At 67.1% G+C, this 13,967-nt stretch carries 12 protein-coding genes; 4 read left to right on the top strand and 8 right to left on the bottom strand.

What is annotated here, in order from left to right:
* Genes ACZ7IB_RS12655 through ACZ7IB_RS12630 form a run of 6 tightly spaced genes read right to left on the bottom strand, consistent with a single transcriptional unit; the run spans position 1 to position 5,999 of the window.
* On the bottom strand, positions 1–1,020 hold the full coding sequence (locus tag ACZ7IB_RS12655) for an MCE family protein (RefSeq protein ID WP_470912052.1): 1,020 nt from the start codon (positions 1,018–1,020) through the stop codon (positions 1–3).
* Positions 1,017–2,048: an MCE family protein gene (locus tag ACZ7IB_RS12650; RefSeq protein ID WP_470912051.1), complete on the bottom strand. Its 1,032-nt coding sequence runs from the start codon at positions 2,046–2,048 to the stop codon at positions 1,017–1,019. The genes ACZ7IB_RS12655 and ACZ7IB_RS12650 overlap by 4 nt, the downstream gene beginning before the upstream one ends.
* Entirely contained in the window at positions 2,045–3,346 is a 1,302-nt protein-coding gene (locus ACZ7IB_RS12645; RefSeq protein ID WP_470912048.1) for an MCE family protein, read from the bottom strand. The genes ACZ7IB_RS12650 and ACZ7IB_RS12645 overlap by 4 nt, the downstream gene beginning before the upstream one ends.
* Complete coding sequence (locus ACZ7IB_RS12640) at positions 3,343–4,146, bottom strand: MlaE family ABC transporter permease (protein WP_470912046.1); 804 nt, start codon at positions 4,144–4,146, stop codon at positions 3,343–3,345. The genes ACZ7IB_RS12645 and ACZ7IB_RS12640 overlap by 4 nt, the downstream gene beginning before the upstream one ends.
* Positions 4,147–4,152: 6 nt before the next feature.
* Positions 4,153–5,007, bottom strand: coding sequence for an MlaE family ABC transporter permease (locus ACZ7IB_RS12635; protein WP_470912045.1), 855 nt, complete (start codon positions 5,005–5,007; stop codon positions 4,153–4,155).
* On the bottom strand, positions 5,004–5,999 hold the full coding sequence (locus ACZ7IB_RS12630; protein ID WP_470912043.1) for an ABC transporter ATP-binding protein: 996 nt from the start codon (positions 5,997–5,999) through the stop codon (positions 5,004–5,006). Before ACZ7IB_RS12630 ends, ACZ7IB_RS12635 begins: the two co-directional genes overlap by 4 nt.
* Positions 6,000–6,945: 946 nt before the next feature.
* Here ACZ7IB_RS12630 and ACZ7IB_RS12625 point away from each other — a divergent pair.
* Positions 6,946–7,878, top strand: coding sequence for a hypothetical protein (locus ACZ7IB_RS12625; RefSeq protein ID WP_470912042.1), 933 nt, complete (start codon positions 6,946–6,948; stop codon positions 7,876–7,878).
* A gap of 546 nt (positions 7,879–8,424) precedes the next feature.
* Here the strand turns inward: ACZ7IB_RS12625 and ACZ7IB_RS12620 are convergent.
* On the bottom strand, positions 8,425–9,936 hold the full coding sequence (locus ACZ7IB_RS12620; protein ID WP_470912040.1) for a DUF6801 domain-containing protein: 1,512 nt from the start codon (positions 9,934–9,936) through the stop codon (positions 8,425–8,427).
* Between the two features lie 302 nt (positions 9,937–10,238).
* Complete coding sequence (locus ACZ7IB_RS12615; protein ID WP_470912037.1) at positions 10,239–10,853, bottom strand: hypothetical protein; 615 nt, start codon at positions 10,851–10,853, stop codon at positions 10,239–10,241.
* A 775-nt stretch (positions 10,854–11,628) separates the two neighbouring features.
* Here ACZ7IB_RS12615 and ACZ7IB_RS12610 point away from each other — a divergent pair.
* The 3 genes from ACZ7IB_RS12610 (at position 11,629) to ACZ7IB_RS12600 (ending at position 13,900) form a co-directional block, all read left to right on the top strand.
* Positions 11,629–12,843, top strand: coding sequence for a PucR-like N-terminal domain-containing protein (locus tag ACZ7IB_RS12610; protein WP_470912036.1), 1,215 nt, complete (start codon positions 11,629–11,631; stop codon positions 12,841–12,843).
* A 220-nt stretch (positions 12,844–13,063) separates the two neighbouring features.
* Complete coding sequence (locus tag ACZ7IB_RS12605; protein WP_383072865.1) at positions 13,064–13,327, top strand: hypothetical protein; 264 nt, start codon at positions 13,064–13,066, stop codon at positions 13,325–13,327.
* Positions 13,328–13,426: 99 nt separating this feature from the next.
* Complete coding sequence (locus ACZ7IB_RS12600; protein ID WP_470912032.1) at positions 13,427–13,900, top strand: SCP2 sterol-binding domain-containing protein; 474 nt, start codon at positions 13,427–13,429, stop codon at positions 13,898–13,900.
* Positions 13,901–13,967 lie beyond the last annotated feature (67 nt).

Below are 13,967 nucleotides of genomic sequence, written 5' to 3'. Positions count from 1 at the left end.
TCAGCTGCCGCCTTCCTGCTTGGGAGGCATACACCCGGTCGCCGGTGGTGTGCCGGCGGGCAGGTAGTTCTTCGGGACGACACCGCAGACGTAGTTGTCGAACCAGCGGCCGTTGCCGAGGGTGTTGCCGACGAGCCTGTTGTACGACCCGGCGAGCGACAACACCTTGTCGAGGCTCTTGCGGTTCTTCTGCAGGACCGCGGTGACCCGGCTGAGCGCGTTGAGCGTGGGCTTCAGCTGCTTGCTGTTGTCGGCGACGAGCCCGGTGAGCTGGGCTCCCAGATCGCGGGTGCCGGTCAGCAGCAGATGGATCGAGTCGCGGCGCGCCTGGATTTCGCCGAGAAGCAGATTGCCGTCCTCCAGGAGGGTTTCGAAGCTGCTCTTCTTGTTGGCGAGGGTCTTGGTGAGCTGTTTGCTGCCCTTGAGGAGCGTGGCGAGCTGCGCGTCTCGCTCGGAGACGGTCCTGGAGAGTGCGGAGAGCCCGTTCGCAGCGCTCTTCACATCCGGCGGGGAGTCCTTGAACGTCGCGGAGATCGTTTCGAAACTCTTGGCGAGCTGTGCGGTGTCGATCTCCCCGATGGTCTCGCCGAGGCCGTTGAACGCCTGGGTGACGTCGTACGGGGATGTGGTGCGGCTCGCCGTGATGCGCTCGTGCGGGTCCTGCGGGGCGTTGCCGAGCGGGTCGACAGCGAGGTACTTCTCGCCGAGCAGTGTCTTGATGGCGATGCCGACGGTGCTGGAGTTGCCGATCCAGGCGTCCTTGACCCGGAAGGTGACCTTCACCTTGGCGCCGTCGAGGGAGATCCCGGTGACCTCACCGACCTTCACTCCGGCGATCCGCACTCCGTCGCCGTCGGCGAGCCCGGCCGATTCGGTGAAGTCGGCGCTGTATGTCGTACCGCCGCCGATGAAGGGCAGCGAGTCGGCGCGGTAGGCGGCGAGTCCGACGAGGGCCAGGACCAGCAGGCCGACGATGCTGACGGCGACGGGGTTGCGTTCCCGTACGGGCTTGATTCTCATGACAGACACCTCGGCTGGGTGATCTCGATGCCGGTGGGCGGTGTGCTGCCGTCGCTGGTCGTCACACCGCTGATCCTGGCCTCGCAGAGGTAGAGGTTGAGCCATGAGCCGTACGAGGCGAGGCGGCTGATCGCCGCCATCTTGGCCGGGGTCTTCTCCAGGAAGTTCTCGATCTTCGGCGAGTTGTCCGCCAACCGGTCGGACAGGCGTCCGAGTTGCTTGATGTCGTCCTTGAGCGGCCCCCGGCCGTCGTTGAGCAGGTCCGCGGTGACGGTGGTGAGCGCGCCCATCGCGGTGACCGCGCGGCCGAGCGGTTTACGGTCGCCGGAGAAACCGGTGACGAGCTTCTGCAGTGTGACGACGAGGTCGTTGAAGCCGGCCTCACGGTCGTTGACGGTCTTCAGGACCGTGTTGAGGTTCTTGATCACCTCGCCGATCACCTTGTCCTTGGCGGCGACCGTGCCGGTCAGCGAGCCGACGTGCTGCAGGATGCTGTCGACGGTGCCGCCCTCGCCCTGGAGCACCTGGACGATGGAGCCGGCGAGCTCGTTGACGTCCGGCGGCGAGAGCCCTTCGAAGAGCGGCTGGAAACCGTTGAAGAGCTGGGTGAGGTCGAGTGCCGGGGTGGTGCGGGAGAGCGGAATGGTCGAGCCGGCGGTGAAGCTCTCGCCGACCGGGCCCGCCCCCTGGTCGAGGTCGATGTACCGCTGGCCGACCATGTTGAGGTACTTGATGGACGCGGTCACCGACGCCGGGAGCTTCCGGCCCTTCTGGACGCTGAAGCCGACCTCGGCGAGCCGCCTGTCGGCGACCTCGATGGATTCGACCTGCCCGACCTTGACCCCGGCAATCCGGACGCTGTCGCCGACGATCAGTCCGGTCGCGTCGGTGAACCGGGCTCCGTACGCAACGGTGCTGCCGACGCCCGTGTTGGCGATGGACAGGGCCAGGACGGTGGTGGCCAGGACCGTGACCAGGATGAAGACGATCGATTTCGCGAGTGGCCCGGCGAGGGAGCTGCGCTTCACTTGAGCTTCACCTCCGCACCGCGGAAGGCCGGACCGATGAGCACGCTGCTCCACTCGGGCAGAGTCTGCGGCTGGATTTTCAGTGAGGGAGCCACCAGCTCGTTGACGAGCCGGCTCTCCTGCGGGGAGTTGGGCATGCCGAGGGACGCGTCCGCTGCCGCCACTTCTTCGGGGGCGCCGGGCGTGGAAACCGGCGGAGTGCCCTGGCCGGCCGCCGCGCGGGCGTCCGCGGTCGGCACGGTGTTGCCGACGTAGGGCAGGGAGTAGCAGTGCGGTCCGCCGGTCGCGTCGTAGACCGGGGTGTCCTTCCCGGCCACGTACTTCCCCTTGGAGGGCACGGTCTTCAGCGTGACGTGCAGACCGGGTTCATCGGTGCCCTTGCCGAGCGCCTTGTCCATGGCCGGGACGAACCCGGCCATGGTGCGCAGGGTGCAGGGGAACTCCGACGAGTACTTCGCGAGGATCTCCAGCGTCGGCCTGCCTGTTGCGGAGAGCCGGATGAGGTTGTCCTTGTTCTTCCGCAGGAAGGTGGTGGCGTCCTGGGCGGAGGCGGTCGTGGACCCGTACAGGTCGGCGAGCCCGGCCTGCTGTTCGGCGAGAGTGCCGCTGGTGGTGGTGAAGTCGGTGAGCGCGTCGAGAACGTCCGGCGCCGCATCCGCGTACACGGTGCTCACCTTGACGAGTTCCTTGATGTCGGCGTTGAGCTTGGGCAGTTGGGGGTTGAGCTTCTTCAGGTGGGCGTCGAGCGTGACCAGGGTCTCGCCGAGCTTGTCGCCCCGCCCTTCGAGTGCCTGGGAGACGGCGGTGAGGGTCGCGGAGAGCTTCTGCGGCTGTACGGCGGTGAGCAGCGGCAGCACGTTGTCGAGGACCTGTTCCAGCTCGATGGCGTTGCTGGAGCGGTCCTGCGGGATGACGGCCCCCGCCTTCAGCGACTGCACGGAGGGAATCTCCGGCGGTACGAGTGCCACGAACCGCTCCCCGAAGAGGGTGGTGGGCAGCATCTGGGCGGTGACGTCGGCCGGAATCCGGTCGAGTTTGCCGGGTTGGATGGCGAGGGTGAGCCGGGCCCCGTCCCCCTCGGCCGCGATGTCGCGGACCTGGCCGACGACGACACCGCGCAGTTTCACATCGGCGTTGTCGTGCATCTCGTTGCCGACGGTCCCGGTCCGTACGGTCACGGTGGCGTCGTGGGTGAAGTCCTTGTTGTACACCGCGACCGACACCCACACGAGTACGGCGGGGACGAGCAGAAAACTGGCTCCGGCAAGCCGGCGGCGTACCGTCTGCGTGTTCATCATCCGGCCACCTTCACGGTCGTCGTGGCACCCCAGATGGCGAGCGAGAGGAAGAAGTCGGTGACGCTGATCAGCACGATCGCGTTGCGCACCGACCGCCCGACGGCGATACCGACCCCGGCGGGCCCACCCTCGGCCCGGAATCCGTAGTAGCAGTGGGCGAGGATCACCATCACGCTGAAGATCAGCACCTTGAGTACCGACAGCAGTACGTCGTCCGGGGAGAGGAAGAGGTTGAAGTAATGGTCGTACGTGCCCTGCGACTGCCCGTTGAACAGAACGGTGACGTAGCGGGACGCGACGTACGACGAGAGCAGTCCGATCGCGTACAGCGGGATGATCGCGACGACTCCCGCGATGACCCGGGTGGTGACGAGGTAGGGCATGGATCGCACGCCCATCGCTTCGAGGGCGTCCACCTCTTCGTTGATCCGCATCGCGCCGAGCTGGGCGGTGAAGCCGGCGCCGACGGTGGCTGAGAGAGCGAGTCCGGCGACGAGCGGGGCGATCTCACGGGTGTTGAAGTAGGCGGAGATGAAGCCGGTGAAGGCGGAGGTGCCGATCTGGTTGAGAGCCGCGTACCCCTGGAGACCGACGACCGTCCCCGTGAAGAGCGTCATCGCGATCATCACGCCGATGGTTCCGCCGATGACACCGAGGCCGCCGCTGCCGAACGCGACTTCGGCGAGGAGGCGCTGCACCTCCTTGAGGTAGCGGCGCAGGGTTCGGGGGATCCAGATCAACGCGCGTATGTAGAAGGTGAGTTGATCGCCAGAGCGATCCAGCCAGCCGAGCATGGGCATCTTCTCTCAGCTCCCCTTCGCGGGGACGATCTGGAGATAGATCGCCGTGAGGACCATGTTCACGAAGAACAGCAGCATGAAGGTGATGACGACGGACTGATTGACCGCGTCGCCGACGCCCTTGGGACCGCCGCGCGGGTTCAGCCCGCGGTAGGCCGCGACGATGCCCGCGATGAACCCGAAGATCAGCGCCTTGAACTCGCTGATGTAGAGGTCGGGCAGCTGAGCGAGGGCGGAGAAGCTGGCCAGGTACGCGCCGGGGGTCCCGTGCTGCATGATCACGTTGAAGAAGTAGCCGCCCAGGGTGCCGACGACGGAGACCAGGCCGTTGAGCAGGACGGCCACGAACATGGTGGCCAGGACGCGCGGGACGACGAGGCGCTGGATGGGCGATACGCCCATGACCTCCATCGCGTCGAGTTCCTCACGGATCTTCCGCGACCCCAGATCGGCGCAGATCGCCGATCCGCCCGCTCCGGAGATGAGCAGCGCAACGATGAGCGGGCTGGCCTGCTGGATGACGGCGAGGACGCTGGCGCCGCCGGTGAAGGACTGGGCGCCGAGCTGCTCGGTGAGCGAGCCGACCTGGAGGGCGATGACCGCGCCGAACGGGATGGAGACGAGGGCGGCGGGCAGGATGGTGACGCTGGCGATGAACCAGAACTGCTCGATGAACTCCCGCACCTGGAAAGGTCTTCGGAAGACCGCGCGGGTCACGGACAGGGCGAGCGCGAACAGCCTCCCGGTCTCACGCAGCGGTGCGAGCAGCCTCGTCGGCTGTTTCTGCGCGGGGGGCTGCCGCGGGGGCGTCGCATCGGTGGTGGGCGGCTCGGGGGGCCCCACCGGAATCTCGGCCGTCACGGGCGTGCACCGCCGGCGGCTGGGGTGTAGCTGTTCATGATGGCCGTACGGGCGGCCTCCGGGAGCTGGCCCATCATGCCGAGAACGCGCTCCCGGCGGCGCTGGACGGCCTGACGGACCGGCATTCCGGGCGAGGGTTCCAGTTGCGGTACGACGGTCCGCGGGGCAAAGCTGTAATCGCTTCCGTTGCCGTTGCCGTTGAGCTGCTCGGCGGCAAGGGTGGCGGCGTCCTTCTCCTCGGACATGCCGATGGGGCCTTCGCGGCGTCCGGAGAGGAACTGGGAGACGACCGGCACATCGCTGGTGAGCAGTACCTCTCGCGGCCCGAAGGTGACGAGGTTGCGGCAGAACAGCATCCCCATGTTGTCGGGGACGGTCGCCGCGATGTCGAGGTTGTGGGTGACGATCAGCATCGTGGCATCGATCTGCGCGTTCAGATCGATGAGGAGCTGCGAGAGGTAGGCGGTGCGGACGGGGTCGAGTCCGGAGTCCGGCTCGTCGCAGAGGATGATCTGCGGGTCCAGGACGAGCGCACGGGCGAGACCGGCCCGTTTGCGCATGCCGCCCGAGATCTCACCGGGCAGCTTCCCCTCGGCACCGAGGAGCCCGACGATGTCGATCCGCTCCATGACAATGCGGCGAATCTCGGATTCCTTCTTCCGGGTGTGCTCGCGCAGGGGGAAGGCAATGTTGTCGAACAGCGACATCGATCCGAAAAGGGCACCGTCCTGGAACATGAGCCCGAAGAGTTTGCGGGTCTCCATGATGTCTCGTTCGGGACTGTTCACCATGTCGACGCCGTTGATGAGGACGCGACCGCGTTCGGGCTTCAGCAGGCCGATGATGGATTTGAGGAAGACGGTCTTTCCCGTACCCGACGGGCCTAGCATGACGCTGACCTCGCCGGCGGGGAGCGTGAGCGACACATCCTGCCAGATGTTCTGCTTACCGAAAGACTTGGCAAGGCCTTCGACAACTACTTCGATTCCCATCCCACCTCCTGCATGCGCTCACGAAGTGACAGAAGTGCGCCGAGGGGCGCACGTTAAGTTCACCGACACCGCCAGGACAAGCCCTTGAACAGCCAATTCGTGAACGACCGGCCCACTTGTCATTCAGTGACAAACTTTCACTCAAACCTTGTAAAGAACTGCGCACTCGCAACAGTCGGTGCAGGCTGGGGCCGCCCGGCCCAGGGGGGCCGGAGCCGCGGGGCCCCAGAGTGAGAGCGCCGCCCCGCCTGGAGGTACGGGACCGGGGGCTCCCGGGCAGGGAATTCCGGCGTGGGGAGCCACGACGGCGTTCCCTTCCTGACGGGTGAGCAAGCTCCGGACGCACCGCCCGAGTTGCCGACGAGGGCGACGTTACGGCTGAGTAACCTGGCCCGCAATACCAGTTCTCCAAGTTTTCGCGAGCCCGCGTCGAGCCGTCGAGTTCTTTGCATTGACTGAGTAGGAGACCCAGAGGATTTATCGGCAAGTGACAAGTTCCTCAGCCCTGGTGGCGAGACCTCAGCGGTCACGGCCGGCCGCCCGACGACCGTCCGGACCGGCGCGAACGCACAAGCGGGAACCGAATTCCGTATAGGTCACGAGTCGCGACGGCGTCGAGTTCCGTCCTGGGTCCATGCGCACCGATTGACAAGGTGTCCTTGCCCAGCACTCACCCGCGGACGAGAAGTCACATTCGCGGGCAGATTCTCAAACGGCGGGATTGTGCGCCAGTGTTTCTCGCCAGTAACCTCACGGCTCGGTGAATGGGGAGTCCGAACCGGCATTGCTCGCTGCGGACCCCGGCACCCGCATTCCGCACACCTATGGTCTGCGCACCCCTCACGCCATGACCGAACCATGCCGACTTCGGGGCGCCGCAGGCAGACCGAGCAACTCCGGACTCACCGGGCCGCCTCGATGACGGCTGCCTCAAAAAGGGGAAGACATGAGATCTGGTTCGAACCGGGCGCGCGTGGGGCTGCTGGCCTCGTTCACCGCACTTGCCGCCTTCGCATCCATGGGGTCGGCCACCGCCGCCACGAGCCTGAACGGCAACTGGGCGCCCTTCACCCGCTGTCCGGTGGACGCTCCCGCCATGCTGGCCGCGGACGGGGCGACCGACACCGCCGTCTGCGTCTCCTCACACTCGGCGAGCGGCTCCATCAAGCTCGGCAACACCGTGGTTCCGGTGGGCGCCAGCGACCTCCAGGTCGGGGTGGTCACGCATCCGGGCGGCGGGGCGACCGTGGTCTCACCTCCGGGCGGCGCCCTCGTCGCCGACTCCGCGCAGATCCCTGGCGGGCTGCTCGGCCTGATGTGCCCCAGCGACATTCCCGTGATCACCGGCATCTGCAACCAGCTGACCGACAACACTCTTAACCGGGTGACCGCCACCATCGAGTCCGTCAACAGCCCCAGCGACTTCCGGCTCCTCGCGGGAACCACCACCGGAAAGCCGATCATCACGCTGCCGGTGCGGATCCACCTGGAGAACCCGTTCCTCGGCAATTCGTGCTACATCGGCTCCGCTTCGGACCCGATCCTGCTCCGCCCACAGAACCTGACGCGCCCGGCCATCAGCACCCAGCAGTTCGCCGGCGACGGCACCACCGACGCGACCGGCCCCATGGGCCGGATCAGCCTCGTGGGCGCCAACCAGACCGACACGACGTACGCGGTCCCGGGGGCCAGTGGCTGCGGGCTGGGCCTGCTCAACTGGGCGGTGAACCTGAAGACCGGGCTGCCGTCCGCCTCCGGCAACAACAGCGTGGTCCTCAACAACGCCCAGACGTACGTCGCAACGATCAACAACCCCGGCAGCGTCGCCCCCGACGCGGGCAAGCTGCTGTCGCAGTACTGGCACTCGGCGGCCCAGTAGCCACTGCCCGTGCCGTACCCAACGCCCCGGTGGGGTCACGCTCCTGGTGGAGGTGGCCCCACCGGGGCGTACGAGCGCATCGCGGACGGGCAGCTCGTGGGCGGGGCGCGGACTACGACCGTCCGTCGCCGGCCCGGCTGCCAGGGGCGCCGGACGTCGGCCACGTCGTGGCGCCTTGGATCGGACACCACCTGGGAGAGCCCTGTCGGCCAGGAGTTCCCGGCCGGGATGCCGAGGGTCGGGTCACCTCTTTCGAGGATGATGCCGAAGCGGCCCGGGGAGGCGGCCGGCACCATCGGAACGTGCCCTGCGCGCGCAACGGCAAGTGCGCCGGCCGCCAGAAGCAGCACGTGACGAAAAGGCCGCGGCTCATGGAAATGAGCAGGCCATTGGCGCGGGTCGACACCTCGTCCGGGTCGAAGACGGACCACCGGGCGACGTCGCAGGCTCCCTCGGACGCGGCCTATGTGAGATGTCGGCTTCCCCTGCAACAGTCCGCCTATCCGGCGTCGGTGTACCGCGTTTCGCCATGTCCCCTCAGAGGCTTCACGACTTTGTGCCAGGAATCGTCGGCATGGTCGCCGGGCAGATGGTCGAGGGCTCAATGGGAATACAGGTGGTGCCCTGATTCATGATGATCGCGTTACCTGGACCGGAGATGGAGGCGGTGAACAGAGAGTCAAGGTCTTCACCACCTGTTCCGCAGCCGGAGAAGGCCGGAATGGTCACCACGCCGCTCATCAAGCCGCCTTGAAGCACATTCGTGTACTTCGGATCCTTGGTGAAATCTCCGCGAAGAACGACCTTGAAGGGGGAAGCGGTCCGGCAGTCGTTCCCCACATCCAGGGCGACGCCGTTCACCTTCACGTCGTACAGCCGCAAGGACTGCTTGAAGGAAGCCACCGCGAAGTTCTCCCGTACGGGGGGATGAGGGATCGCGGTTCCCGTAGAGATCGTCAAAGGTCCGTTCTCGAACTCCACCTTGGCGGAGACCGGCTGGAACCCGAAAGTCAGGAAGGTGGACTCGGCGTCGGGAAGCTTGAGATTGCCGATCGAGTCGAATTGGGTGAACGCCCCCCCTGCCTGTGTCGGCCGACGGGTTGACGACCGCTTGTTCGCGTAGACGCTGATCAGCGCGGGCTTCTTCGCCGGATCATTGATGATCATCGCGCCATTGAGCTTGCGGACATTGGCCACCCCCACGGCGTACGCACAACCGGGGTAGACACCGGGCAGGTCGCGCACGACGAGGTCGGCGCCCGGGGCAGGCTTCGGCGCGTCGCTGGTGTCCATCTCCCCCACGGGAGGGTCGACCGGACACGGATCGGCCGGGTCCTCGGCCGGCTCGTCCTGCGGCGTCACCGTGATGGCGTTGTTCTTCTCGCCGCTCCCGTCTCCGGGCTCGCCCGGCTTCGTGGTCTGCGGTGCTCCCGATGCCTCCTCACCCACTACCGGGATCGCGCCGAGGCGCCCCGGCTCCTCTGCGCCCCTCTCGCATTGCAGGACGACGGGATCGGCCTCGGACCCCTGCCCGTCGGCGGCGGCGCTCAGCTCCAACGTCAGCTTCCCCGCCGTGAACGTGACATCGCCCGCCGCACCGACGGTGACCGAGGGGACCTGTCCGGCGTGGACCAACCGCACGTCCTCGTCGGCGGTCAGTGACGTGGCGGGGGAGGCGAAGTCCGTCCACTGCGCCTGGGCCGTCCGATCGTTCTGCGCCACCTCGACGTCGAGCCTCGCCGTGCTCATCACCGTGGTGGTGTCGGCCGGCAGGAGCGAGGCGAGGTCGGCGCCCGCCAGTTCCACCGTGATACTCACGTCCCGCGGACTCATCTCCACGCCCACCTCTCCGGATTCCGGAAAGTCCGCGCGCACCTCCATCGACACCTGCTCGGGACCGGAAGGCAGCCGGCAGTCATATGTCACCGCGGCAACGGCATCCGAGTCGTCTGCGGCCGACCCGGGACCGGACAGCAGGCCCGCAAGCGTGGCGACCGCCGCAACCGAGGCCAGGCGTACAGACCGTCTGCCGGCGGATACAGGTGTCTTTACGGTCATGTCGGCCCTGTCCTCTACTTCCTGCCGTCCAGCGAGTTGCCTTGTGCGGCGCCGTGCCCACGGCGCTGGGACAATGAACGGTCCGGGCCGAAGGCGGCAGAATCTGCGCACCTACGGCCCGGCCCATGTTCACGGCACGTATTAAGACCGACCGGCAAATGGGGGGTGGGAGAAGGAGCGGGGCTGGGTGCGTGCAGCTGCAAGGCGGAGGATTGAGCCAACGCGGAGCGTTGGTGATTGACGACAACGCCGCAGATGTGCGTGCCCAGCCCCGCGACGCCGCCCCCCATTTGCCGGTCGGTCTAAGGAGTGGACAGCACCGGGGACGTGCCCGTCGACGTCATGGTCACGTGATACGACGCGTTGAAGCTGGCGACGTCGCCGTTGGTGATGAGGCCGAGGCAGCTGGCGTTCGAGGCGACGAGCTCGTTTCCGGTGCCGTCGATGACCAGGTCACCTGTGCTGTTGTCGTAGTAGCCGTGGACCGTTCCCGTGAAGTCGGTACTGCAGCCGATCCCCGAGACGTGGGCCGAGATGGAGCTGACATTGCCCTTGACCCTGTTCGGGTTCGCCGAGTCGACCGACAGGGCGTCGATCTTCCAGGGCGACGCCTTCATGGTGACCGTGAAGGAAATGCCGGCCACATCACACGTGTTGAACTTGATGGTGTTGATGGCACCGATTCCGAGGCCGTCGCTGTCGGTCGCCAGAAGGGTTCCGCCGGCGTCGGAGGAATCGCAGTAGAGGGACGCGAGCGGCACGTCCAGCGTCGGGCCGACGGCACGGGCGGTAAAGGCGCCCGACGGCGTGGCCGACCATGACGAGGCGGCACCGGCCGAGGCCGACGACACCGTCATTCCGATGGCCGCGCCGAGGGCGGCGGTTACGACTGCGGCTCTGCGTGCAAGGGTGTTCACGGATCCGTATCCCTTCAGGATGTGTGACCCGGTGCCGGAACTCGCCTCCGGCCGGATGGGGCAAAACTCCCGGGGCGGGGTCACAGGACAGAGAAGTGGCAGTCCGACCTGACCGACTGCGCGACCACTTGCGTTCGGCGAAGACGCTACGGGCGAGTAATGTTGCTTCGCAACACTCGGGCCGAAGAATCTCCGGATGCGCCCTCGTCGCTCAATAATTTGTTCCGGGGCGAGTACGGGCTCATGGGTTCTTATCCAGAAGTGAGTAGTTCCGGCCCGGCGGTGGTGCGGCGCGCACCCGTCGGATCGACCGACCGGCAGCCGAACCGCCCGGCAACACCCCACGTCACAACCACAGTTGCGAGACGATGCCGGACCCGACCGGCGCGCTGCGCGGCCGCCGGAGCGAGGGCCCTTGACTTCGCGGCGCCTGCACAGTCGAATTACCACCGGAATACCGATCGCAACTCGCTTTCCATTACAGGTGACGGCCGTACAAGGATTCCCCGGCGCTCCGGGAATTCCTTGTCACCCCGCGCCGAACCTGATTGCGGGCCCGCTCCGGCCGCCGGAACCCCGGCCGTCCCGGGACGCCTGCGGCCCGGACCCGGCACGGCAATACGTGCCCCTTGCATCTCGTGCTGTCACGACTGTGTCCACGCGCCCCTGCTTGGACTATCTTCAGCAGCCCACGTTGGTACGCACCTGACGGCTTGGGAGCGCTCCTCCCACGGCCCACCCCCCATCGGGCGCCCGGAGAGCAAGGGATGCAGGCATGCCGGGAGTTGTACAGCCCTCGGACCTCGGAGAACCACTGGGACCGCTGCCGCAGGAGTTCGCCGCGATCGTGCGGCCCGAGCTCCCCAGCCTGATCCAGGAGATCGGGCTGGAGGTGACCCGCGCCTACCCCGAGTATGCGCGACTGCTCGACGGTCCCTACGGCCAGGGCATCCGGGTCGGCGTCGAGCAGAGCATCTCCGTCTTCGTGGACCAGGTCGCCGAGCCGGCCGCTCCCTCCGCACTGCGCGACGAGATGTGCCGCAGGTTCGGCAGGTTCGAGGCGTATGAGGGACGCAGCCTGGACCAGTTGCAGGGCGCGTACCGGCTGGGGGCCCGGATCGCGCTGCGCCGGGCCAAGAAGGTGGGCCGGCGCTACAACCTCTCCCCCACGATGATGCTCACCTTCGCCGACGCCCTCTTCTCGTACGTCGATGAGCTCGAAGCACTGTCCCGCGAGGGCTACTTGGAGGTCCGGGCGGCCTCCGTCGACCACACGGACACCCTCCGGCGGCGTCTGCTGCATCTGGTACTCGCCGGCCGGCCCGTACCCCGTACAGCCATCGCCGGACTCTGTGAGCAGACCGGCTGGGTACTGCCCGACGAGGTGACTCTCGTCGCGGTACGCCCCTCGGCGGAGCTGGGACGGCTCGGCGCCGACCGCGACGTCCTCGTCGATTTCACCGACCCGCAGCCGCACTTACTGATCCCGGGACCGTTCGACGAGATGCGAAGACGCATGCTCGATCACGCGCTCCCGGGTGCCCGCGCCGCAATCGGCCTGACCGTTCCCACCTCCCTGGCCTCGGACTCGGTCCGCTGGGCCCGTCGCGTCCTCGAACTCGTCGACGCAGGCGTCATCGACGACGCACCCGTCATCCTCTGCGAGGACCACCTCATCACCCTGTGGCTCCTCTCCGACCCGGTCCTCCTCGACCAGCTCGCACGGCGCGAACTCGCCCCGATCGCCGGTATCAGCGCCAATCGGCGCGAGCGGCTGATCGAGACCTTGCGGATCTGGCTCGACACCCGTGGCACCGCCGCCCAGATGGGCGAGCTGCTCGACGTACACCCGCAGACCGTCCGCTACCGGATGCGCAATCTCGAATCCATCTTCGGCGAGCAACTCGTCGACCCCGAGTCCCGGTTCTCGACCGAGGCCGTGCTCCGCGCGATGCGGCTGCGTGCCCGCAGCGACGGCACACCACTCTGATCGGCGCAGCGCGGATCCCGACCCGAGCACGTTCCTCACGCGGAGTCAACTTACTTACGGGTAAGGCAAAATAGCCGGTCACTCCCAAACGGTTGCCACACGGAGACGTTCTCAACGAGAAACCCGGAAGTGCGTCCCGTACACATGGAGGTGTCGGCCGCCCACCCGGCGGCCGCGCCGAGAACCGCCTCCTGGCCAACCATCCGAGAGAGAACCCCCCATGACCGCCTCGCACCTCCTCGTCCCCGTGCCGATCCCGGACCGGGTCGCCGCGCTGATCGGGTCCTGCATCCCGCCGCACATCGTGGAGGCGGAGTTCGATGCCGAATGCGCCGCGCGCGAGGTGCGCAGGTTCCGCGGTCCGCGGCTCTGCGTCGAGGACCAGGCCGACCGCGAGCAGTCACTCGCCGAGCTGGCCCGCGCCAACAAGATCCTCGCCGCCCACCATCCTCGGCTGCCGGTGCGCCCCGGCAGCTCCTGGTGAGCCGCCCGCACCTCCCCCCACTCCGCTCCCGCCCTGCAAAGGGACGGCACGACCCTTACCTTACTCAAAAGTAAGTTTACTCCGGAGTAAGGAACTGGCGTGGCCGACAACAGCAGCGGCGACCTCACCGACGAACTGGCCGGGCTCGACTTCGCGGCCGTCTCCCCCGGAGAGTTCGCCCGCATCGTGAAGGGCGTCTCAGCCAAGCAGCTCGGCGAGGTCATGCACGGCGAACTGCGCTCCCGCGTACTGGGCGAAGTCTTCGGCCGGATGAAGCAGCAGTTCCGCCCGGAGGCCGCGGGGCAGCTGAAGGCCCTGATCCGCTGGAAGATGACCGGTGACAGCGAAGTGGTTTTCGAAACCTCGATCTCCGAGGGCCGCTGCACCGTCAGCGAGGGCCGTTCCGAGGCCGAACCACGCACGACGCTGGTGACGGGGGACGCCGAGTTCCTCAAACTGGTCTCCGGCAACGGCAATCCCGTGACGATGTTCATGATGCGCAAGCTGAAGGTCGCCGGTGATGTCTCGCCGGCCTCGGGCCCGACCCGCTGCTTCGACATCCCGAAGGCCTGAGCCCGTGAGCTACTTCTCGCTCGCCCTCACCGAGGAGCAGCAGGATCTGCGCAACTGGGTGCACGGC

This window comes from Streptomyces sp. NPDC037301 (genome assembly GCF_055602785.1).
Note: the sequence above shows the minus strand (reverse complement) of the source record. Positions and strands in the feature narration are given on the sequence as shown.